The 21,752-nt window shown below is 65.3% G+C and carries 22 protein-coding genes and 1 tRNA gene; 13 read left to right on the top strand and 10 right to left on the bottom strand.

What is annotated here, in order from left to right; translation table 11 throughout:
* Nucleotides 1-44: 44 nt before the first annotated feature.
* Nucleotides 45-680, top strand: coding sequence for a TlpA disulfide reductase family protein (locus KY493_RS10295; protein WP_219896257.1), 636 nt, complete (start codon nt 45-47; stop codon nt 678-680).
* A gap of 23 nt (nt 681-703) precedes the next feature.
* Here the strand turns inward: KY493_RS10295 and KY493_RS10290 are convergent, their stop codons facing one another.
* From KY493_RS10290 to KY493_RS10270, 5 genes are all read right to left on the bottom strand, one after another.
* The gene (locus KY493_RS10290; RefSeq protein ID WP_219896256.1) at nt 704-1,003 is read right to left on the bottom strand and encodes a hypothetical protein; all 300 of its coding nucleotides are present in this window, start codon (nt 1,001-1,003) and stop codon (nt 704-706) included.
* Between the two features lie 72 nt (nt 1,004-1,075).
* The gene (locus tag KY493_RS10285) at nt 1,076-1,645 is read right to left on the bottom strand and encodes an NUDIX hydrolase (RefSeq protein WP_219896255.1); all 570 of its coding nucleotides are present in this window, start codon (nt 1,643-1,645) and stop codon (nt 1,076-1,078) included.
* Nucleotides 1,645-1,842, bottom strand: a complete 198-nt coding sequence (locus KY493_RS10280) for a hypothetical protein (RefSeq protein WP_219896254.1) — start codon at nt 1,840-1,842, stop codon at nt 1,645-1,647. The genes KY493_RS10285 and KY493_RS10280 overlap by 1 nt, the downstream gene beginning before the upstream one ends.
* Nucleotides 1,843-1,872: 30 nt before the next feature.
* Nucleotides 1,873-2,217 carry a hypothetical protein gene (locus tag KY493_RS10275; protein WP_219896253.1) on the bottom strand — a complete coding sequence of 115 codons (345 nt, stop codon included), beginning with the start codon at nt 2,215-2,217 and terminating at the stop codon, nt 1,873-1,875.
* A 65-nt stretch (nt 2,218-2,282) separates the two neighbouring features.
* Nucleotides 2,283-2,359, bottom strand: a tRNA-Met gene (locus KY493_RS10270).
* A 155-nt stretch (nt 2,360-2,514) separates the two neighbouring features.
* Here KY493_RS10270 and KY493_RS10265 point away from each other — a divergent pair.
* The 4 genes from KY493_RS10265 to KY493_RS10250 all read left to right on the top strand — a co-directional run bounded on the left by KY493_RS10265 (nt 2,515) and on the right by KY493_RS10250 (nt 5,935).
* Complete coding sequence (locus KY493_RS10265; RefSeq protein WP_219896252.1) at nt 2,515-3,168, top strand: DNA-3-methyladenine glycosylase; 654 nt, start codon at nt 2,515-2,517, stop codon at nt 3,166-3,168.
* Entirely contained in the window at nt 3,165-3,824 is a 660-nt protein-coding gene (locus KY493_RS10260; RefSeq protein ID WP_219896251.1) for a trimeric intracellular cation channel family protein, read from the top strand. Before KY493_RS10265 ends, KY493_RS10260 begins: the two co-directional genes overlap by 4 nt.
* A 136-nt stretch (nt 3,825-3,960) precedes the next feature.
* Nucleotides 3,961-4,521 carry an HNH endonuclease gene (locus KY493_RS10255; RefSeq protein ID WP_219896250.1) on the top strand — a complete coding sequence of 187 codons (561 nt, stop codon included), beginning with the start codon at nt 3,961-3,963 and terminating at the stop codon, nt 4,519-4,521.
* A gap of 76 nt (nt 4,522-4,597) precedes the next feature.
* Nucleotides 4,598-5,935: a tyrosine-type recombinase/integrase gene (locus tag KY493_RS10250; protein WP_370627321.1), complete on the top strand. Its 1,338-nt coding sequence runs from the start codon at nt 4,598-4,600 to the stop codon at nt 5,933-5,935.
* A 394-nt stretch (nt 5,936-6,329) separates the two neighbouring features.
* Here KY493_RS10250 and KY493_RS14520 read toward each other — a convergent pair whose 3' ends face one another.
* On the bottom strand, nt 6,330-8,177 hold the full coding sequence (locus KY493_RS14520; RefSeq protein ID WP_255567861.1) for a hypothetical protein: 1,848 nt from the start codon (nt 8,175-8,177) through the stop codon (nt 6,330-6,332).
* A gap of 422 nt (nt 8,178-8,599) precedes the next feature.
* On the opposite strand from KY493_RS14520, the gene KY493_RS10240 reads away from it, so the two are divergent.
* Nucleotides 8,600-9,844 carry a DUF3363 domain-containing protein gene (locus KY493_RS10240; protein WP_219896248.1) on the top strand — a complete coding sequence of 415 codons (1,245 nt, stop codon included), beginning with the start codon at nt 8,600-8,602 and terminating at the stop codon, nt 9,842-9,844.
* 24 nt (nt 9,845-9,868) lie between these two features.
* Here the strand turns inward: KY493_RS10240 and KY493_RS10235 are convergent, their stop codons facing one another.
* Together KY493_RS10235 and KY493_RS10230 are read right to left on the bottom strand one after the other, a co-directional pair.
* Complete coding sequence (locus tag KY493_RS10235) at nt 9,869-10,162, bottom strand: hypothetical protein (RefSeq protein WP_219896247.1); 294 nt, start codon at nt 10,160-10,162, stop codon at nt 9,869-9,871.
* 181 nt (nt 10,163-10,343) lie between these two features.
* Nucleotides 10,344-11,276 carry a nucleotidyltransferase and HEPN domain-containing protein gene (locus KY493_RS10230; RefSeq protein WP_219896246.1) on the bottom strand — a complete coding sequence of 311 codons (933 nt, stop codon included), beginning with the start codon at nt 11,274-11,276 and terminating at the stop codon, nt 10,344-10,346.
* 179 nt (nt 11,277-11,455) lie between these two features.
* Between KY493_RS10230 and KY493_RS10225 the strand changes: the two genes are divergently transcribed.
* The 5 genes from KY493_RS10225 (at nt 11,456) to KY493_RS10205 (ending at nt 18,196) form a co-directional block, all read left to right on the top strand.
* The gene (locus KY493_RS10225) at nt 11,456-12,718 is read left to right on the top strand and encodes an SIR2 family protein (RefSeq protein WP_219896245.1); all 1,263 of its coding nucleotides are present in this window, start codon (nt 11,456-11,458) and stop codon (nt 12,716-12,718) included.
* Nucleotides 12,719-12,765: 47 nt separating this feature from the next.
* Nucleotides 12,766-14,454, top strand: coding sequence for an ATP-binding protein (locus KY493_RS10220; protein ID WP_219896244.1), 1,689 nt, complete (start codon nt 12,766-12,768; stop codon nt 14,452-14,454).
* Between the two features lie 612 nt (nt 14,455-15,066).
* Nucleotides 15,067-15,939 carry a hypothetical protein gene (locus tag KY493_RS10215; RefSeq protein WP_219896243.1) on the top strand — a complete coding sequence of 291 codons (873 nt, stop codon included), beginning with the start codon at nt 15,067-15,069 and terminating at the stop codon, nt 15,937-15,939.
* Between the two features lie 87 nt (nt 15,940-16,026).
* Nucleotides 16,027-16,551, top strand: coding sequence for a very short patch repair endonuclease (locus KY493_RS10210; RefSeq protein WP_370627320.1), 525 nt, complete (start codon nt 16,027-16,029; stop codon nt 16,549-16,551).
* Nucleotides 16,541-18,196, top strand: coding sequence for a DNA cytosine methyltransferase (locus KY493_RS10205; RefSeq protein ID WP_219896241.1), 1,656 nt, complete (start codon nt 16,541-16,543; stop codon nt 18,194-18,196). The genes KY493_RS10210 and KY493_RS10205 overlap by 11 nt, the downstream gene beginning before the upstream one ends.
* Nucleotides 18,197-18,218: 22 nt before the next feature.
* Here KY493_RS10205 and KY493_RS10200 read toward each other — a convergent pair whose 3' ends face one another.
* Nucleotides 18,219-18,836, bottom strand: coding sequence for a BglII/BstYI family type II restriction endonuclease (locus KY493_RS10200; RefSeq protein ID WP_219896240.1), 618 nt, complete (start codon nt 18,834-18,836; stop codon nt 18,219-18,221).
* Nucleotides 18,837-18,903: 67 nt separating this feature from the next.
* Between KY493_RS10200 and KY493_RS10195 the strand changes: the two genes are divergently transcribed.
* Nucleotides 18,904-19,719, top strand: a complete 816-nt coding sequence (locus tag KY493_RS10195; RefSeq protein WP_219896239.1) for a BglII/BstYI family type II restriction endonuclease — start codon at nt 18,904-18,906, stop codon at nt 19,717-19,719.
* A 15-nt stretch (nt 19,720-19,734) separates the two neighbouring features.
* Nucleotides 19,735-21,018 (top strand): RES family NAD+ phosphorylase, encoded by a 1,284-nt coding sequence (locus tag KY493_RS10190; protein ID WP_219896238.1) that lies wholly within the window; start codon nt 19,735-19,737, stop codon nt 21,016-21,018.
* Between the two features lie 35 nt (nt 21,019-21,053).
* Here KY493_RS10190 and KY493_RS10185 read toward each other — a convergent pair whose 3' ends face one another.
* Nucleotides 21,054-21,728, bottom strand: a complete 675-nt coding sequence (locus KY493_RS10185) for a hypothetical protein (protein ID WP_219896237.1) — start codon at nt 21,726-21,728, stop codon at nt 21,054-21,056.
* Nucleotides 21,729-21,752: the final 24 nt, after the last annotated feature.

The following is a 21,752-nucleotide window of genomic DNA, read 5'->3' as shown; positions in this document are numbered from 1 at the left end:
TGGCCGTGGCGGTGGTCCCGGCGTCATCAATGGGGCGATCGGTCATGGCGGGCTCGAAAACGACAGTGGGCGTGCTGGCGGCCGTCGTGCTGGTCAGCGCGGGCGGCGGCGCGGCTTGGCTATACGCCAATCGGGGCGCATCCGTCCAAGCCCCTGAGGCGCCAGCCGACACTCAGCCGGCCGCCAGGAGCGAACTGGCCCGGTTCGCGCTCGGGTCTCTGAGCCAGCTGGAGACGCCTGCGTCGCTGGAGCCCGCGCCAGACTACGTCTTCAAGGACGCGGAGGGTCGCGACGTTCGCTTTGCCGACTTCCCCGGACAGGTCGTCGTGGTCAATCTGTGGGCGATGTGGTGCGCCCCGTGCAAGACCGAGATGCCGACGCTGGCGGCGCTCGCGCGGGACTACCAGGGGCGAGACCTGAAGGTTCTTCCGGTCAACGTCGATGCGACGCCTGAGGCGGTGCGGGCCGCCGGGCGGTTCCTTCAGGACCACGCGCCACTGCCGCTCTACAACGACATCCGCTTCCAGCTGCCGTTCGAGTTCGCCGGGGCCGGGCGGATGCCGCAGACGATCCTGCTGGATCGCCAGGGCCGCATCCGCGCCTGGCAGGTCGGCGAGGCGGACTGGGCCGGGCCGGAGGCGAGGGCGCTGATCGACGCCCTGCTGGCCGAGCCGGCCTGAAGCCCTTGGTTCTGAAGCCTGGATCAGTTGCCGCGCGAATCGGCCTCGGTTTCCGCCTTCTGCTCGTCGGCTGCGACGGCCATGCGATCGGTCGCCTCGTCGATCTCCTGACCCGCCTCGCGCGCGCCGGCGGCGATGGCCGAGCCGACCTGCTCCGCCTCTTCCTTCAGATTGTCGCCGGCCTCGGCGGCGGCGTCGCCCGTGCGATCGGCGGCGGCCTCGGCGTTGGCCTCGGTCTGCTCCTGCTCGGTCTCGGTGCAGGCGGCGGCGCCCAGCGCCAGGACGGCGGCGGCCGCGAGCAAGGTCTTTGAACGCGTGATCATGATGTCGCTCCGGTCAAGGTTGATCTCGTTCGGGCAAACGCCGCAGCCGGCGGCCGGTTGCGCCGTGGCGTATCAGCCGAACAGGTCCGGTTGTCGCAGCCGCAGGCAAAGGACGAGGTGCAGCGTCTTCAGGTCCTCGATCTCGCAGCCGTCCGCCATGCGGGCCAGCTCCGACAGCGAGACTTCGACCACCTCGATGGCCTCATGCTCGCCGGCCAGCCCGCCGCCCGCGCCGATGCGGTCGATCGCGCGGTACTCCCCCAGAAACAGAAACAGCCGCTCCGTCGAGACGCCCGGGCAGGAGAAGGCGGCGGCGACCTGATCAACCCTCTCCAGCCGCACGCCGACCTCTTCCAGCGCCTCGCGCCGAACGCTGTCGGCCGGCGTCTCGCCCGGATCGATCAAGCCGGCCGGCGCCTCGAGCAGCAGGGGGTTGGCCGCGCCGGCGAACAGCGGACCCGGCCGCAGTTGCCGCGCCAACAGGGCCACGCGACGCTCGGGATCATAGGGCAGCACGGCCGCCCCGTTTCCATGGTCCTCGACCTCGCGCACGATCCGGGCGCCCTCGTCGGTCTGGATCGTCGCCATGTGCAGCCGCGACCATCCGGAGTGGATCTGTTCCGATCCGACGATCCGCGCCATCAGTGGATGGAGCCTTCCAGCCCGGCGATGCGGCGGTCCATGTCGGCCACCACCGCCTCCAGTCGCGCCTTCTCGGACGCCATGTCGATGGGCGTCCCGTCCTCGTAGCTCAGCTGCGCCCCGCGCGCGATCAGGTCCAGCCGGTAGATGGCCGTGGTGCGCGCGGCCTTGAACCGTTCCAGTTCGCTGTCCGTCATGGTCGTTTCTCGCAAGAAGTTGTCGCCCGATCACCGGCCGGCGACGAGTTCCACCGTGATGGGCTCGCCCGTGACCGCCTTGGCCCGCCAGCGCGCGCCGACGCCTCCGGACACGACAGGCGTGCAGTATCGGACCGGCGACGGAATGGGGCGTCTCTGACGCAGGCACAGGTCCGCGCCCCGCACCTCCCACACCCCCGAACTGCGCCCGCCACGCCGACCCTGGCCGGTATAGGTGCGGTCAGCGTTCAGCCAGAGCCTCGCCGTACGCCCGTCCGGATAGGTGGACACCACCGTATTGGCGTAGGCCGCCTGCATCGGATCGGCCGCGCTCGCCTGGAGCGCCGCGGCGAGGAACAGACCGGTGAGCATCATCGGCGAACAGGACCATGGCGCGGGGCCGCTGTCGAGCGTAACCGGAGCATCCTGTGGGAAAACGGTGGTGGCTGGAGGCGGGATCGAACCGCCGACCTGTGGGTTATGAATCCACCGCTCTAACCATCTGAGCTACCCAGCCGTTGGGCTCGCGACGGGTCAAACCCTCGCGGAAGAGGCGTGCCTATATCGCCGCGTCGCCTCCGGTTCAAGTCGTCAGTGACCGCCTGCGTCAAGTCATTGCGTCACGCGCCTGAACGCGGGACACCTTGGGTGTTCGCCGTTGCAGAGAGCCGTATGCCGCTTCCTCCCACGCCCGAAGACCTGGCGCATGCGCGCTCAGTGCTGGCATCGGCCGATCCGGCGCTGGCGCGGGTCGATCGCCAGACCCCGCCCTTGGAATGGCGGCTGAGGGTCGGCGGGTTCGAGGGGCTGTTCCGCATGATCGTGGAGCAGCAGGTCTCGGTCGCCTCGGCCGCCGCGGTCTGGGCGCGCCTGCGCGACGGCATGGGCGGGATCAGCCCCGAGGCCCTGCTGCGGCACGATCTGGATCAGCTGCGCGGCATGGGCCTGTCGCGGCAGAAGGCGACGTACGGCCAGGGCATCGCGCGCGCGCAGCTGGCCGGCGAGATCGACCTGGAGCACATGGCCACGCTGGACGACGAGGGCGCTATCGCCGCCCTTACGGCGCTGAAGGGCGTGGGGCTGTGGACGGCCGAGGCCTATCTGATGATGTGCGAGGGGCGGCTGGACGTGTTTCCGGGCGGCGACGTGGCGCTGCAGGAAGCCATCCGCTGGGCCGACAATGCGGAGGTGCGGCCCGATCAGAAGCAGGCCTATGCCCGCGCAGAGGCCTGGCGGCCGTACCGGGCCGTGGCGACCCATCTGCTGTGGGCCTGGTATACCGGGGTGAAGCGCGGCGAGATCGCGCTGGAGCCGGTTGCATCATGACGCCGCTTGTCGACCCGGCGCTGGCCGAGCCGTTGCGCGATCCGCAGGCGGTGCTGGGCGCGCTCGACTTCGCGGGCGTGGCCGTGTTCGCCGCCACCGGCGCCCTGGCGGCGGCGCGCGAGAAGCACGACCTGGTGACCTTGGCCTTTTTCGCCGCCGTCACCGGCGTGGGCGGGGGCACCATGCGCGACCTGTTGCTGGGCGTGCCGGTGTTCTGGGTTCAGGACTGGCGCTACATCGGCGTGTGCCTGCTGGGCGCCCTGGCCATCTGGCTGCTGGGCCGCAGGGACTGGCGGTTTCGTGCGCTCTTGTGGCTCGATGCGCTGGGTCTCGGCGCCTATGGCGTCATGGGCGCGGCCAAGGCGGAGGCGGCGGGCGTGGCGCCGCTGATCTGCATCGTCATGGGGGCGCTGACGGCCTGTTTCGGCGGGGTGGTGCGCGATCTTCTGGCCGGCCAGCCCTCGATCCTGCTGCGACGCGAGATCACCATTTCGGCGGCAATCCTGGCGGCCACCCTGTTTGTGGGCTTGCGCGCGCTGGACACACCCATGTGGCCCGCGGCCATCGTGGCGGCGCTTTGCGGGTTCGGACTGCGCGCCGGGGCGCTGCAGTGGGGCTGGAGCCTGCCGGGTTTTCCCGACCGCGCGCGCGGATGAAATCGTCACGCGGCGGTCGCGTCTTCGTCGTGGCGGCGTCGGCGAATCGGGTCTAGGCTGAAGGGACCAGACAAGGAAGGAGACGCGTCTTCAGTCCTGTCGCCTCAACACCCCCCGCATCCCACGGGAGGGCCTGATGCAGGTTCTCTCCCGTCCGCCGTCCGGCTGGCCCGCCCTGGTGCTGAACGCCGACTTCCGGCCGCTGTCCTATTACCCCCTGTCGCTGTGGCCTTGGGAGGAGGCGGTCAAGGCCGTCTATCAGGACCGCGTCGATGTGGTCTCGACCTACGACAAGGTGGTCCGCTCGCCGTCCATGGAGATGGTGCTGCCCAGCGTGATCGCGCTGAAGACCTATGTCGATCAGGACCGAAAGCCCGCCTTCACCCGCTTCAACGTCTTTCTGCGCGACGGCTTCGCCTGCCAGTACTGCGGCGAGAACGCCGAGCTGACCTTTGACCATGTGGTGCCCCGGTCGCATGGCGGGCGCACGACGTGGGAGAACATCGTCGCGGCCTGCGGGCCCTGCAATCTCCGAAAGGGCGGGCGCACGCCCCAGCAGGCGGCCATGCCGATCCGCCGCAACCCGCATCGCCCCAGCGCCTGGCAGCTCCAGGAAGCCGGCCGACGCTTTCCGCCGCACTTCCTGCATCAGAGCTGGCTCGACTACCTCTACTGGGACATCGAGCTCGAACCCTAGGGTTTCCCGGTGTTCCCGTTTGTTGCCCAAGTGCCTGTTTTAATGGCGCAAAGAGGGCAGAGGGCGATTGCCCGGGATGACCGCCTTATCCTCCGACTTGCTCCCTTCTGGTGGCCATGTGGTGACCAGAAATCGGGCTCTAGACCCGCCATGGCGGGACGGAGGAAATATGTCTGGTGGCCATATGGTGACCAAGCGTCTCACCAAAAGGGTAGTCGAGGCTTTGGCACCCCGGGACGAGCGATACGTCGTGTGGGATTCCGATCTCAAGGGGTTCGGCGTCCGGATATCCCCGCAGGGTCGGCGGACCTACCTGGCGCGGTTCAGGACTCACGGAGGCTCGGACCGGCTCATGGCGCTGGCCCCCCACGGGGTCATTACGGCGGAGGAAGCGAGAGAACGGGCTCGGCTCGCCATCGCCGAGGCCGCCCAAGGCGGCGATCCCCAGGCCGACAAGATGGAACGGCGGGGCGAGATGACCATGGGGGAGCTGTGTGAACTCTACATGGCTGAGGGCACAGCGATGAAGAAGGCGTCGACCCTTAAGATCGATCGCATTCGCATCGACCGGCACATCAAGCCTCGAGTCGGACGGATGAAGCTGAGCGACGTCTCACGGGCCGACATCCAGCGCCTCATGATCGATGTCGGGAACGGCAGGATTCGGGCGGAGGCCACGCCTCACACTCGCGGAGGCAAGCATGCAGCGGCACGGACCGTAGGGCTCTTGGGCGGCATCTTCAGTTTCGCGATTGAGCGAAAGCTCATGACCGAAAATCCAGTCCGCGGATTGAAACGTTACAAGGACAATCGTCGTGACCGTTTCCTGTCGCCGGCGGAGATGGCGCGCCTGGGTGATGTCCTGATCGAATTGGAGAAGGATGGCGGTGATCCGCGCCACATCAACATCATCCGCCTCCTGCTGCTCACAGGGGCCCGCAAGAATGAGATCGCGCATCTGAAATGGTCGGAGGTCGATCTGGAGCGCGGCCTCCTCAGGCTCCAGGATTCAAAGACGGGCGCGAAGACGATCCGGTTGGGTGCGCCGGCTATACGGTTGATGACTGGCCTTCGCGCAAACGGGAGCGTCTATGTCTTCCCTGATCGCCGCCACCCTAAGCGCCCTGTCGCCAATCTGGATTGGGCATGGGTGAACATTCGCAAGCGGGCGGAGATGGAGGATCTTCGCATCCATGATCTGCGACACAGCTTTGCGAGCGCCGGTCTGGCCGGGGGCGAGGGGTTGCCATTGATTGGAAAGTTGCTGGGCCACAGCCACATCAGCACGACCAGCCGATATGCTCACTTGGCTGATGATCCTCTTAAGGCGGCAGCTGACAGGATCAGCGAGCTTGTGGCCATGGAGCTGATGCCGACGTTGGTGGCTGATACGTCGTCTGATCCTGACATTTGAGTTTGAGATTAAATGCAGGATTGCCGTGGGCTGGGTTTCAGCCTCTGCCAAGGCTGAGTTTCCAGGTGGCTTTCAAATGGCATGTCCAGCTTGGGATGTTGTTAGGCCCCGTCTGACAACATTTAGCGATTAAATTGGATTTCGCTGAAAAATCCTAAGGTTTTTGGCAATTGGGCTAACAGATTTGGATAGGTCTTAAATGACCATCAGGCCCGCCCACTTCGAGGGATACGGTCCGGATAAGGCCCTTTAGCACCGTAGGCGGACCGGGTATCGACCTGACTCTATTCGCCGCACGAGATGCGGCGAATAGAGGCTCTGATTACCGCAAGCACACGAGCGCTATCGCCTTTGACCTCGGTTTTGCGAAGGTGGGCGGCGCTGGCCGCTTGCCCTAGTTGTTCTCCCAGACCTGATTGAGAATCTGAGCGGCGAGCGCCGCCTTGTCTTGCGGAAGAAATCTCCCGTAGTGGGCTGCGACCGTGGCGGGCGTGTCTTGGATGGCATAGCTGGCCTGCTCGTAGCTCCCGGTCTGCTTGAGGATATGCGTGGCCAGCACATCTCGAACGCTGTGAGGACCGTGCGGTAGAAGGCCTGGGATGGCGCCACGACCCGTCCAAGGATTGTAGATGCCGTAGCGCTGGATGGTCAGTCGCCAGGCCTCATAGAACCCTTGCTGGCTGTAGGCTGCGTCATGGCTTGTCCTCTTGACCGTCTTGACGAAAAAGACGCCGGGATCTGCCGCACCGGCCAGAAGGAGCGGGCGATTTGCGATGTAGTCATCGATCCAGCGATAGAGATCGCCCAGATCGGGAAGCACGAGGCGGAACGGCCGTCTGGAGAAGTAGGCGGAGTTCGCATTCTTGAATGCGGCACAGGGGATGAAAACTTCCCAACCGTTGTCCCGCTCGCTCCACCGTAACTCTCCCGCCTTGATGCGCTCAAGTTCGCGCTCGCTTGTTGCGGGGTCGCCCTTGGCCCTAAACAGCAGCTGGCGAAGGTTTTTCTGTCGTAGGCCAAGATGGAGCCCAAACCGGAGCATCAGAAAGCTCCGAACGCTCTCGGCCGCCAGTTTCGGATAGCGTTCGGCGTTCGGCATACGCCGCAGGATTTCCTCGGTGATCTTGAGATATTCCGCGACCGGACGGGGCGCTTCGAGAATGGGAAGCAGTGGCTCGAATGGATCGCGATGCACTCGAGCGACCCGCTGGATTTCGCGGGCGCGCGCAAGCACATGGCGGTTCAACCGCTCACAAGCTGCGTCCCAGTCCGCAACAATCTTGCGGATTTCGTCTTCCGTAATCAAACCATCAACCGGCTCCAGTTCAGACGCGAGCCTGGGGTTCTGCCTTAACCACCCTGTGCCGCTGCGCGCCAAGGCCGCTGCCAAAAGGAGCATTTCGGCTTCCCAGCCCGTGTAGAAACCCCGGCGTGCTTCTCGCCATTGGACGTACCAGTCCCATACGGCTGGCGAGACGAGCAGGGCGAAGGTCAGCTTCTCTCGCGGGAGGCCAAATCCTTTGGATACGCTTTCAGCCGGCATTGCCAGTGCGCCGAACATAAGTCCGAGATGCTCGATCTTCTGTGAGGCCGTTTCCGCATTCCACACTCCGGACCGCTGGAAGCCGATGTCCGTCAGCGTTTGCGTTTTGAACCGCAGCAGATTCGCCATCTCTTGGGCGAGGCGGGATGGAGGTGCGAACTCCGACCGAGCGGAGAGTTTCTTTCCGGAGCGGAGCGGCACGCTGCCGACAGAACCTTCAAAGCGAATCGAGAACCGATGTTTGGAGACTTCCGCGTGGTAACGATGGAAAGCGGTCCCACCGGACAGGATCGATGACTGAACCCACGCCACGATTTGATCCTGCTCGCTGAGGCTCCGGGTCCCGAAGTCATCTGGAAGGTGCCAGGCCAGCCGCTGCCTCTCCGCCGCGCTCACTCCACGAGGGCGGTGGCCTGAAACCACACGCGACGGATCGAGGCGCGAACGGAGCCACCCTTCCGGCAGGCAGTACCGTTGCTCGATAAGTGAGATCACTCGGAAGCTGGCGGGCGTCGCCGGGACCTTTGTGCCCCTCCGCCAGGCTCTGATCGTAGTCAGGTCGACCACCGCTTCCTTCGCCGCGATGGCTCGATGAAGTGCCCAGGCGCTGTCTCCGTGGCGGTTCATTTCTGCGTCGAGCGCCTCAGCGAAGACAGCGGGAGCTTCCAAGCGGTCCCAAAGCGGCGCCGGACGTTCCACGATTGGATGCGGAGGTCGGCCTCGGCCCCTGAGGTGACCAAGATCCTCGGGGACATTGTCAGGATTGCCGTTCAGGCGTGATGGGACGGGCATGCTCTCTCCGCAGATCGGCCACCTCGGCCGGACTACTTAGAGACGCCGAAATATGCAGTGACCTGAGTTCGAGTCCGCCGACGACTGTGGATAGCCACCAGTCCACGCAGAGGCTTGGCCGTCGTCCCTCATGTGAACTGGGTAATCGAAATCATCGATGCGCCATCAGGGGCGAAGAGACGGGGAGGGAGGGCAAGATAAAAGAAGAGGGCGTCGCTTCGCTTTTGTCCTTTGTTCTCAGCCCCTAGCGACCGTCCAGTATCCACCCTGCGACTTGCGACGACTTAGGGTGGCGCGCGGCGGATCGCGACTTCCAGGAAGGTCTCGCCATGTCCGTTCGAAGCGCTTTGGAGGTTCGGCTGGCGGCCCTGTCCTCGTCCTCCGACAGCCCTGTCGATTTGCGGCTGCCCGACAGACTGAAATCGGATCCGGGTGTCCGCGCTTCGATGCTCAAGCGCCTCTCCTCGACGATGCGGTTCAGCTACGGCGCCAAGGCCGGTGCGCTCAAGTCGGCAGCCAGGAAGTCCGGCAGCGCCTTTCGCGTGGACGTGCGGCAGAGGGTCATCGTCAAGGCGCTGGTGTCGCGGCATGTGGGCAAGGGTCTGGCGCGTGGCAAGGCGCTGGCCGCCCATGTCCGCTACCTGGGTCGCGACGGCGCCGGCCACGAGGGGGAGCAGGCGACCTTCTTCGACCACCAATCCGATGCGGTGGATGGGGCCGACCGGATCGGGGCGTGGGCAGAGCACCGTCACCACTTCCGCTTCATCGTCTCACCAGAGAATGGCGACCGGATCGCGGACCTGCGCGATTATACGCGGGACGTCATGGGGCGGGTGTGCGCTGACCTGGGGGAGCCGGACCTCCCGTGGATGGCGGTCTGCCATTTCGACACCGATCAGCCGCATGCCCACGTCCTGATGCCGGGACAGCGCGCCAATGGCCGCGATCTTGTGATCCCGCGCGCATATGTCGGTTATGGTTTTCGCGCTCGCGCCCAGGAAGCGGCTCAGGAGCGACTGGGCGACCTGTCACGTCAGGACGCCGAGAGACGCATCTGGCGGGAAACCCAAAGGGATGGGTTCACAGGCTTCGATCGTCGCCTTCTGGCGTCAATGGATGGCCAGGGGCTCGTCGATGACGCGATAGGCGGTCGGAACGCGTGGGCGGCCCTGACGCGTGGCCGACTGGCGCATCTGGAAAGCCTCGGCCTGGCCCAGCGACAAGGACACCGATTCAAGCTGGCGGAAGACCTGGAAGCGCGCCTTAGGAAGCTGCAGATGTCCAAGGATGTGATCCGGACGCTGAACCAGTATCGGCTCGACACCGGCAGGGCGGCTGGCGTGCTGCGCGAGGGGAGGGTGACGGGGCAGGTGGTGCAGGCCGGATTTCACGACGAGCTGGGCGGCTCGGCCTTCGCCATGGTGCGCGATGCGACGGGTGCGGACCATTACGTCCGACTGGCGACCGGGACGGCGCTGCCGGCGGTCGGTGCCAAGGCGACATTGGGTCTTGACCCGCGGGGTCTGGCGCAGGTGCTTCCCGGCGGCCGGGGCGCGGCGGGCCTGGGTCTGTGAGGACCCACCCGCCGCCTGCGAGCATCAGGGTTGCGCGTCATCTAGAGCGGATGAGACGGTCCAGTCGCCCGACCGCCGGGGCTGACTGGAAGAGGACCGAAGGCCAGTCAGCTGGCCTCTGGCCCAGTCATGCAGCCGTTGGCGGGGATAGTAGGGCGTGCGCCCGAGATGGACGCAGGGCGGGCCGTCCGAGCGCGTGCAGAAAATCTTGGCCAGCGTCGCGGGCGAGCGCCGAATGCCCATGCGCAGAAGCTCGGTCGACGCTTCCTTGCGGTTCAGCAGAACGTCTTCGGTCTCTCCAAGGTAAATGCCAGTCATCGCGGGTACTCCTCGTTCAACGGGTCAACGGAGGCGCGACGATCCACAGGAGGTCAAGGCCGCCGCCAGAAGGCGATCACAGGCCCAAGCCAACCAGAAGGGTTCACTGGGTTTCAGGTGGTTTCAGGCGTGTCGCAGGCCTCACGCGATTTCTCGCGAACGTGATCGACAGTGTGGCCGGTCAGCGCGCCCCGGCCTTGATCCGAAGCTCGGCCACTTTGGCTTCGCAGAGGTTGGCGACGAGGTCGCGCAGGACGACAGCGCGTCGCATCAGCCACTCCAAATCTTCGGCCAAGGCATCGTACTGATCGCTGTAGCGGGCTTCGACATAAGCCCGTTTGAGCAGCTCGAATCGGCGACGGTCCGCTCGCTGCTCGCGGGGCCAGGCGTCCGCCAGCCGAGTGTCGATGTCCTCCGCCAGCGAGCGGAGGAACCTGATGTTGTGTGACCGGGGGAAATAGAAGGTGTGGACGAGCAAGAAGCAGGCGTAGGCGGTCTCGACGCCCTGGTGCAGGAGGAAGGCGGCCCACTTCCTAACGTGCGATCCTTGATCTGAAGCAGCCACCTGTTCAGCCGCCGAGCGCAAACGGAGATCCAAGTCCATCAACCTGGACTTCAGGGTCGTCTCCGCGTTCGCTAGAGCGTCAAACGACGTCATGGGCATGGGGGCAACAAATGAGTGACCCGGCACGTCGTAGAGCGCGATCCCGTCGCGGACGATGTCAGTCCAGAAATACTCGCCGCGCCTAAGTGCGTCGTTCACCTCCTTTAGGTCGTGCACGATGATATTCACCGTTCGGCCGATTTCGGGGTCGCGAAGAATTTGATCCTCGGAGTTCCACCAGTAGTCCGCGATGTTGGTGAGCTTCTCGTCGTTGACGACGATCAGGAGATCGAAGTCAGACAGGTAGCCGTTCTCCGGTTCGTCCACCCAATCGGTTCGAGCGTAGGAGCCGAACAGGATGATCTTGAACACCATCCCCCCGCGACGCCAGGTCGAGGTGCCGCCGCCACCGCCATTCTTTGCCGCGTCGAACCCAGCAAGCAGGGTATCGCGAACCTTGGCGAGTTCTCGCTGCTGACGCTCCGGAAGATGCTCGAGATCTGACCGCATCACTCGAGTCTAATCGAAAAAGCCGTCGATGCACGTCTAAGATCGGCGCGACCGCTTGGCGTCAATAGCGGACCTCAGCGGTCGATCGGAAATCGGACAGGGTCACGCGAACAGGCGGCGTTACAACGCGTTTCAGTTGCGGCTAAGGTCGTTCACCAACAACAGCGCAAATACTTCTCATGCCAGACTGGGCGAACGACCCTGCTGATGAAAATCACCTCCGCCTCTTTCTGCCTGGCGAAGGCTGGAAGGCCTATGCGGATAAGCTCAGCGATGAGGACGGAAAGCTCGAAGCGTCCGGCAGCAAGAGGCTGATCGAAAGCGCTTTCCTTAATGCCCTCAACTCTACGAACCTGCTGATCCTCACTGGCAGCGGCTCATCACTCGCCGCCCGGAACGACCCGGCCAAAGCTCAACCCGCCAGCATGGGCGACCTCTGGAAGGCGGTGAAACTCAGGGCTGGCGAAACGAAATTTCTGTCGATCTGCGGGTTGTTTCCCAGCGCGCCCATCGACGGGAATATCGAAAAGCTGCTGACGCTGTGCAAACTCTATCTCGAGCTCAATCAGACCTCGACGAGCGAAGAAGCGAAGTCCGTCGCCACCTTTGTCCGCGAGGCTGAGGACGCGATCCTCTTGACAGTCGACTTCATTGATGGACAGACGACCCTCGACGCCCACGCGACCGTCATCCAGAAGATTGGTCGGCGGGGTATGCGCAAGCCCCGGGCGCGGTTCTTCACGACCAACTACGACCTCTGCTTCGAGGAAGCTGCGAGACGGCACCGATTCACGATCATCGACGGCTTCTCCCATGCCCTGGAGCAAACCTACGACCGCGCCAACTTCGATTTCGACATCGTTCGGCGCGAGATTGGCAAGGACGCCCCCGACTACATCGAGAACGTCTTCCACCTCTACAAACTGCACGGCTCGGTCGATTGGCGCCGTATCGAAGGTGAGATCGTCAGGTCGAAAAGTCCCAAGGGCGATCCGATCCTGATCTATCCCCGCTCGAGCAAGTACCAGGAGTCTTTCGAGGCTCCCTACCTGGACATGATCGGGGCCCTCCAGGCGTCCCTGCGCGAGTCCGACACCGCGCTGATCATTTCCGGCTTCGGTTTCAATGACGATCATCTCAGCCGACCGATCCTAGCGGCGATGGAAGCGAATATGTCGCTGCGGCTGCTGGTCTGTGATCCAGCCTTCCTAGACGCCGCGGATGTGGCGGCCGGCGATCATGTGCTGAATGCCGATCTGAAGACCCAGAACAAGTATTTGAAGGCCTTCTATCGCCTGGCGGAAGGCGGTGATCCTAGGGTCCACCTGCTCAATGGGCGCTTCAGCGACATGGCCAAGGCCTTGCCGGATCTGGTCGGAGAGACTGATCGGGAGCGGCATATCGCGCGCGTCCGCGCCCTCCGCGAAGAGCAACCGCATTGACCGGTCGGTTGCCGAGCCCCGTTGATCCCGACCACTACTTAGGGACAGTGACCGAGGTCACGGCCTCCCAGGTCCAGGTCAACTTTCCCGAGGCGACGGCGCGACCCGAACGTCGCGGCCTTTCGCGCGGCGCCGTCGGCGATTTCGTCTTCATCGATTCCGAGCGCGTCAAGCTCCTCGGTCGTGTGATCGAAACGCGCATCCCGGACGGCGAACGACTGAGCGTGGAACCTCGTCTCGGGGCGGCGCCGGAGCCGAATCCGATCGGCCGAATCCAGCTTCTTGCCGCTGTCGAACAGGGATCGGACGAATTGCGGCGGGGAATTCCGGCCTTCCCCCGTATCGGCGACAGCGTACACCTCGCCGATCCTAGGCTTCTGGCCCGGTTGATCCGCAACTCTGTCACCAACAAGGGCGACCTCACGTTGAGCGTGGGCCGGATCGACGCTGCGGACGGCGTCGACATCTGTCTGCCGCCCGAGAAAATCTTCGGTCGGCATGCGGGCATCTTCGGCGCGACCGGAGGCGGCAAGAGCTGGACGCTCGCAACGCTGATCCAAGAACTTAAGGCCGCTGGCGGGAAGGCGATCCTGCTGGACCCGACCGGCGAGTTTGTGGACATCGATCCGGTTGATGAGGTGTTCGTCTTCCAGGTCGGATCCCCCGGCCACAAACAAGTGCATTTCCCATACCGAAAGGTCACCGAAGACGATCTGTTCTCGCTGTTTCGCCCCTCCGGCCAAAGCCAGGGTCCGAAACTAAGGGAGGCGATCAAGAGCCTGAAGCTGGTTCAGGCGGTGAGCGGCACGGCGCCGGAGAAGGTCATCTTCTACAAGGGGCTCGTCGCCAAGCGGGGCCAACCTCGCGCGCCATTCTATACCGCAATCGCGGACAACTCGAATGCGATCCATTCGCCGCTCTGCGATTTCGAAATCTCGAACCTCGCCGATCAGATCAAGGCGGAATGCGTCTACTCGACGGACCGCGACCACTCCGCCAACTTCGGCGGACCCGATCCGGCCACGGCGGGTTATTGCGAGACGCTCGTCTCGCGGATCGGCACGCAGATCAACTCTCCCGAACTGGAGTGTCTGTTCAAGACAAATGGGACGTCTCTGGTCGACGAACTGGCGACGTTCCTGAACGATCCAACCAAGGACGTGGCGGTGATCTCGTTCCGGGATGTCCGGTTTGAACACAATACGCGTGAAATCCTGCTCAACATCATCGGCCGCCACCTCCTAGGCCTGGCCCGTGGCGGGGCATTCCGGGACAGGCCGCTGGTAGTTTTTCTGGATGAGGCTCACCAGTTCCTCGGCCAGACGGTCGGCGATGAGTACGGCAGCACCCAGCTGGACTCGTTTGGCCTGATTGCCAAGGAGGGCCGCAAATACGGGCTGACCTGCGTCCTTGCGACGCAGCGGCCGCGGGACATTCCTCATGACGTTCTCAGCCAGCTAGGAACGCTGTTCGTTCATCGGCTGACCAACAAGCAGGATCGCGATACAGTGGAAAGCGCCTGCGGCGATCTTGATCGGGGCGCGGCTCAGTTCATCCCGATGCTGGGCCCCGGCGAGGCGATCATCATAGGGCCGGATTTGCCCGCGCCCCTGCCAGTCTTCATTCACCCGCCGACGAGTCCGCCCGACTCCCGCGGTCCTTCTTATCAGGCGTTCTGGAAATCGCGCCGGACGGCCGCGGCTGCCCGTGAAACCGGGGCGGACGACAAAGGCTAACAGGAGTCGGCGCTGACAATGCGTTTCAGTCCGTCAGGGCTGTGGACCCGGGCCGCAAACTCGGTAGTCATTCGGTATGGTAAAACCAGCTCCGCCCCTCAAGCCGTAGCGCCTGATGCACGGGGAGATTTGATCCCTCCGAGACCTGCGGGCTGATGTGATCTCCGAGCTGGGCTTGCTGCCACAGTCTTCACCACGATGCGCACATTGCCGAACCCATTGTGCCAACGTCCTTATGGACTGGGGTCGACGACGAGCGAAGATGATCGCCGGGTCGAGACCCATCGGTTAAGGAAACCGCCCATGCCCGTACACCCCTCCATGCTCGCCTCCCTCGTGGCGCCGCCGCCGCTTCTACCGTTGAGGGAGATGGAGGTCGCCGCACCTTGCTGGTGCCGGTCCGGGATGACGTGGGGAGCCTGTCATCGCGGTCGGGCGCTGAGGCCTCGGATGACGCCTCATGACCTCGTGAGACGTTTCAAGAAACTCGCTATGAAGGGGTACTGCTCGCACCCGGCTGGCGAGGGGACACGGTGCGGAAAGGTCGCCGTCCAGTCCCACACCGTCCAGCGCCGGGGCGGGCTCCGCGCCATCGCCGAGGCGGGGCATGTGATGACCGTCAAACCGACCACCGCCGACATGGAAAAGCACGACGGACGGCCGCCGCCGCGCAGCATCGGCTTGGGACGCGCGTCGATCTTCCCCGGCTTCTGCGCCAAGCATGACGCCGAGGCCTTCGCATCCATCGAAGGAGCGGACATCGGCATGACGCGCGAGGAGGCGATCCTCTTCGGCTTCCGCGCCATGGCCTACGAGCGGTTCCACAAGGCCGACCAATTGGCGCGGATCGCCGGCGAGCGCGAGATGGACTCCGGGCATCCCTTCGAGGTGCATGTCGAGGTCCAGAAGTGGGCCTATTCCTATCGGGCGGGGGTCGAGCGCGGGCTGGCCGAGGTGGAGGCGTGGAAGGCGGGGTATGACGGGGCCTTGGCCAACCCGGACGATCCGGGGTTCAACCACGTCTTCCTGCGGTTCGACGGATTGCTGCCGCTGGCCGCCTGCGGGGCATTCCACGTCGAGCACGATTTCGCGGGGAACCGCCTGCAGCGGCTTGGACGTGGGGATGCGGCCCTGGAGCACATGGCCCTGGTCGTCACGAGCTATGGCGGACGCTCGGTCGCCGCCTTGACCTGGACCGGCGGCGCGGATGGGCCATCCGGCCGACTAGCGCGGTCCCTCGGGAACCTCGGCGCCGCGCGCGCCTCTGACGCCGTCATGCGGCTCGCCTTCGAGCACTTGGACAACGTCTTCATGACGCCCAGCTGGTGGGAGGGGCTGGCCGTGCGCGATCGCGCCCGCGTCACCGCCATGATCTACAGCGGCGTATCCGGGATCGAGCGCGATCCCGGCCATCTCCGGGGAGGCGACGGGATGCGGCTTTCATCTGCAGGCCTTGTCGAGAAGGGGACCAGCCTGGCGGACTAGCCGCTGGTGCCGCGCCTCGGCGTCCCGGCCGGCCACGCTTGCGTCTGGGCCGCCCGCGTTCCAGATGTCCCCCGACCTGGAGAAGACGTGATTGATCCCCTGACACCGGCCGCGCGGAGCGCGCTGATGGCCCGTATCCGCCGGGCGGACACCAAGCCCGAGATGATCGTGCGCCGGACGCTGCACGCATCGGGCTATCGCTTCCGCCTGCAGTGGAAGGCCGCGCCCGGACGGCCGGATGTGGCGTTCCCCGGCCGGCGCGCGATCATCTTTGTGCACGGCTGCTTCTGGCATCAGCACCCGGGATGCCGGCACGCGCGCCTGCCAGCGACCCGCCGCGACTTTTGGGAGGCGAAGTTCGACCGCAACCGTGCCCGTGACGCGCGGGACCTCGCGCGGGCCGAGGCCGAAGGCTGGCGGAGTCTGGTGCTGTGGGAGTGCGAGATCGCCGACCGCGAGGCGCTGGGGCCGAGGCTCGAGGCCTTTGTCGGTCCGGTGCGTCGCAAACGGTCGCGGCCCACAGGTTTGGATCTTGCCCTTCCATCAGAAGAGGGTAGGATTCCACGACAGGAGCGGATCGCCGATCCGCGATTAGATGACGATGGAGCATGAAGTGCGCGCGATAGACCTCTATGCCGGGATTGGCGGGTGGAGCCTCGGGCTTCGTCTGGCCGGCGTTGAGGTCGTCGCCTCCTATGAATGGTGGCAGCCTGCGGTGGACACCCACAACGGCAACCACGGCGGCGGCATCGTTGCCACAGACGTGCGCAAGCTCAAGCTCGAGGATCTTCCGACAGGCATCGACCTAGTGGTCGGAAGTCCGCCCTGCACGGAATTCTCCTATGCCAACCGGGGCGGCAGCGGCGACCTCGCGGAGGGCCTCAAGGACCTCGTGCGCTTCTTCGAGGTGGTCGACCATCTGAAACCCAGGTGGTGGGCGATGGAGAACGTGCCCCGTGTCGCTGAGTACATGCGCGCGGGCTTCGCGGACCCCGGGCATGCGCTCCACAGGTTCCGTCACCTCGACCCGCTGATCGAGGTCGTCGACTTCTCGGATTACGGCGCGGCCCAGGCCCGGAGGCGCTGCATCGTGTCGAACGTGCCGCTGGCGCTCATCGACGGCTACAAGGCCAAGCTCGGGTCGCCTACGCTCGGAGATGTCATCGCGGCGCTGAATGGCGATGGCTCGGTCGTCACCGACCCGATCTGGGGCGGCGTCCTTCCTGCCGCCGGGCTGACCGAGACGGAGACCGAGCCGGCCCTTATCGGTGAGGAGCTGCGGATGAACCGAGACGCGAAGGTCCACCACGCGGTCTACAACAACATGGCCTTCCCGGATCGTCTGGGGGAACCGTCCCGCACGGTCACGGCGACCTGCACGAGGGTGTCGCGCGAGAGCATCGTCATCGAGGATCCGCGTCGGCCGGGCTCGTTCCGCCGCCTGACCATCCGGGAGCGGGCCAGCCTCCAGGGCTTCCCGGTCAACTACCAATTCCATGCCCGCTCCTTCGCCGAGAAGGCGAAGATGATTGGCAACGCCATTCCGCCAACATTCACCTACCTCCTGGCCTCGGCGGCCCGCGGGGTCCCCGCCGGGGCCTTCAAGGGGCTCTGGATGGACCAACGGCACATGGTGTTGCCGGATGTGCTGCCCAAGGCCACGCCGCCCGAGCGCGCCGGCCGCACCTATCCCGAGGGCCGCGCCTTCCGAGCCGCGATCCCCGGCCTGCGCTTCAAGAGCGGCATGCGGTTCGAGCTGTCGAACGGCGCAGCGCGGTCCAAGCCCGATTGGAAGGTCCGGTTCTTCTTCGGCCCCTCCAAGGATGTCCGGGAGATCGAGCTCGACGGAGCCGTCATGGCGGAGCTAGAGACCACCCTCATGGCCCACCCCGCCTTCGCCGACGCCTGGACGGCGCTCGGGCTGGCCGACTCACGTCTAGCGGACGCGGACGCCACGCGCCTTCAGGCGGCCTGGTCCCACAAGGGTGAAGGTCATGACCCCTATGATGTGGTCGACACCCTGGCCGCGGTCGCTGCGGACGTCCAGACCGCCATTGAGGCGTGGAGCGGGGAGGGGGACAACGGGGTCCTGGCTGAAGCGTACGTGATGAATGTCGCCGCCGGCGACGCCGCGCACTCCAAGGTTCCCGGCGCGGCCAAGCTGACGCGCAACGCGAAGGCGATCCTGGCGGGTCTTATCGTCGGCGACTGGTTCAACGCCCGGCGGTTCGCCCCAGCCCATCGCAAGGCCGCCTGAACGGCCTCGCGCGCCGCCGTCGTCAGGGGGCGATGCCGATCATCACCAAGGGCACGGCCGGGACGCCGCGTCCCTCCCGCATCAGGTTGTGCAGCTCCTTCTCGAAGAAGGATGGGCCTGACGACATCTCGGCCTGCAGGCATTTCATGGGCAGGACCTCCACGCCGACATCGATCGTGCCGGCGACGTAGAAGGCGAGGTGCTTCACAAAGAGGTCGTAGGCGACGAACGAGTATTTGCCGAACTGGACCTCAACGGCGACCCTGTCCTTGACGAAGTCCGTCTGGTTGAAGCTCGCCAGAGGGAGGAATCCACCTTTGAGGATCGCGGCCTTCTGCTCCGGCCGGGGCAGATCGACGATCCGCCGGTTCGTCTCGGCGTCCTCGCACACGAAATAGTTGGTCCGAACCGATTGCCACGGGCGAATCTGCGCGCCGAACCCCTCGCTGATAGCCTTGTTCAGCGCCCTCGGCGAGAAGAGCGTGCGCCCGAGCTTTCGCTTCTCCTTTGACTTTTTGAGGCGGCAGGCCTCCGCGTCGACGTCGCCGATGACGGTCTGAATCTCGGACCAGAGACCGGGCTGTCGGGCCTCAAGGAACTCCAGCCCGTTCAGGTGGGAATAGACTTTCGCGATCCTCATGACGTCTCTGACACCCCGGCTCCCCGCGACTCATGTAGAAGGCGGGAGGCTAGGGGGAATCCGCAAGATGTTCGAGGCGCTGCAAGCCAAGGGGTTCCAGGTCGAGTTCCACTCGCACGCCCGCGCCATCCTCGCCGCGGACTTCCCCGGGGCGGCCGAGGAGCTGGAGCAGGCCCTTCTGGCGGCGACGATCCCGATCGAGGAGATCATCGCGGGCGGCGGCGGTGAGGCCAAGGGCACCCAACGGCTCCGGAACGCCTTGACAGCCCTGGCCTGGCCCAAGACCGAGTTCGTCGTAGAACGGGTCGTGAATGGCGTGCGCCGCGAGAGCCAGTCTCATATCGTCGACCATGTCCGCCAGCTGGAGAGCGGGGAACGGATCGCGCTGGAGATCGAGTGGAACAACAAGGATCCCTTCTTCGACCGTGACCTGGAGAACTTCAAACGGCTCCACGCCGATGGCGCTATCTCGGTTGGGGTCGTGGTCACGCGCGGGCGGAGCCTGCATGAGGGTATGCGCGGCCTGGTCCGCCGCTTCCTGGACGAGAGGCAGGTCGGATCGTTCGAGGACATGGCGCGCTGGGGCTACGAGCCGACGTCGCGTCAAAGGCGCAATGTCACTGAACGGACCGGTCGCGCGCTCAACCCCGTGCCCTTCCGCGAGGCCTTCACGGGTCAGTTCGTCGCCGACAAGTTCGGCGAGGCGACCACCCACTGGCGCAAGCTCGAGGACCGAATCCAGCGCGGCGTCGGCAATCCCTGTCCGATGATCCTGATCGGGCTGCCCGACACGATCGTCACCTTTCACGAGGGGCTGGCCGCCTTGGCCGAGGTTGAGGCGGCGGAGGCGGAGGTCGCGGATGGGGCCGCGGCCGATGTGTGAACGGGCATCCACGGCATGACCGTCGTCTGCACCCAGTGCTTCACCGACAAGGGTCTTCGCCGGCGCATCGCCCAAGAGCGGAAGGGACACGACGTCGGCAACTGCGAGCGGCATCGCCGTTACAAGGGGGTGCCGGTCGAGGTCGTGGCTGGCATTGTGGACCCCGTCTTCCGGCACGGCTTCGGCATCTCCGACGGGAGCTGGCACAGCCCGTCGGGCGACAGCCTCGAGACCCTGCTCTACGAACTGACCGGGGTTGAGGAGGAGGCCGTGATGGCCGCCCTCATCGCCGCCCTCATGGAGGCCGACGACTACTGGCCCGCGGACGGCGGGGAGCCCTTCTACGACGAGACCTTCGCGTACGTCCGCAGCGAACAGGCCCTGTGGACGCACAGCGCGCTGTGGGAACGCACGCGCTTACGTCTCCTCCATGGCCAGAGGTTCTTCAACCGGCGGGTCTTGGCAGGGTTGGAGGAGGTCTTCGAGGGGATTCACCTCCAACGTGGCGCCGACAAGCGCGCCGCGGTCCATCGATTGGCGCCGGGTGATCGCAACTCCGCGTTCCATCGGGCCCGGATCGCCGAGACCGACGCCCTCCGGTCCGAAATCCGCGCCGACCCCGTCCGGAAGCTGGGCCCCCCGCCCGAACGGCTCCGCAGACCTGGACGCCTGAACGCCTCGGGCATCTCGGCCTTCTACGGATCCTTCGACATGGCCACCTGCGTGGCCGAGCTCCGGCCGCGGGTGGGGGCCTTCCTCGTCGGAGCCCGTTTCGAGCTGACGCGGCCGATCGTCGTGCTCGACATGACCATCTTCGAATCGCCCCCGAAAGCGACTAATCGCTTCGCCAATGATCACATCGTCAGACTGGCCCAGTACAATTTCCTGCAGGCCTTCACGCGGGAGATCGCCCAGGCCGTGTCGCCTGATGATGAGCATCTGGACTACGTGCCCACCCAGGCGGTCGCCGAGTACCTGACCCATCACCACGAGTTCAACCTGGATGGCCGTCGGACCCGGATCGAGGCCATCATCTACCGATCGGCCCAGTATCCTAAAGGCCTGAACATCGCCATCCTCGGCGAGGCGGCGCGGGTCGGGCTCTCAGAGGCGGACAGGAAGGCGGCCTCGAAGCCGGAACCGTTGTCCCCCTTCGAGGATGACTGGGAAGCGGAGCCTGGCGAGGCCGCGCCCATCATCGTGCGGCCTTCGACCTTCGAGGTGCGTCGCGTCGAGAGCGCCAGCTTCTCCAGCCCGGTGATCGAGGACCTGGGCTCAACGGATTGGGACGACGCCTGATGTCCTGGACTGCGACGCGCGCGCCTGGCTGCTCGTCAACGCTTTGGTCTGAACGTGAAGACATAGGTGGCGGCCACCTCCTTATCCCAGGTCCCGAGATCCCCAAGCCAGACCGGGCCGTCGCAATCGAAAGCCATGCCACGCTCTCTTGCCCGTTCCGCGAGTGCGTGCCGCCGTACCCTGGCCTTCTTGAGGACATTTTCGCGGCCCTTGCCCTCGGGGCCGCTGACCACCGTCGCGACGAGCCCATATCTGACAGAGCCCTTGTAGGTCTTTCCCGCGCACCGGATGAAATCGATGACCCGATCAGCGTCGGCCAGCAGACCCTGGCGGCCCGCGCTGCGTTTCACCTCGATCATCGCTCTGGGTGTGGAATGGGCGTTCCAAAGGACGATATCGATCCGCCCCTTCGTCTTGGAGGCGAGGCGTCGCTCGGCTTCCGTCGGTCGACCGCGCGGGGTCTGGCGGCCGCTATACTCGATCAGGCCGGAGAAGGTCTGTTCGAGGGTCAGGGCGCTCTTCGAGCCGATGGCCGTAGTCGCCGCCGAGAGCCGGCGCGCACAGCCCGCCGTCAGTATGCTCTCAACCCCCCAAGCCCCGAGGTATTCGCCCTTCGTCCAGGCCGTGAAATCATGGACCGCCTCGGCCATGCCCTCGTGGAGGGCCTTGACGACGTCTGACCGCTTCAGGCGGGGGGCATTGGGGGCCATCCTGATCCTTGTCTGGGCGCGCCT

Origin of the sequence: Brevundimonas sp. PAMC22021 (genome assembly GCF_019443405.1) — a bacterium.
Taxonomy (GTDB): Bacteria; Pseudomonadota; Alphaproteobacteria; order Caulobacterales; family Caulobacteraceae; genus Brevundimonas.
This window is presented reverse-complemented; position numbering and strand designations above follow the sequence as displayed.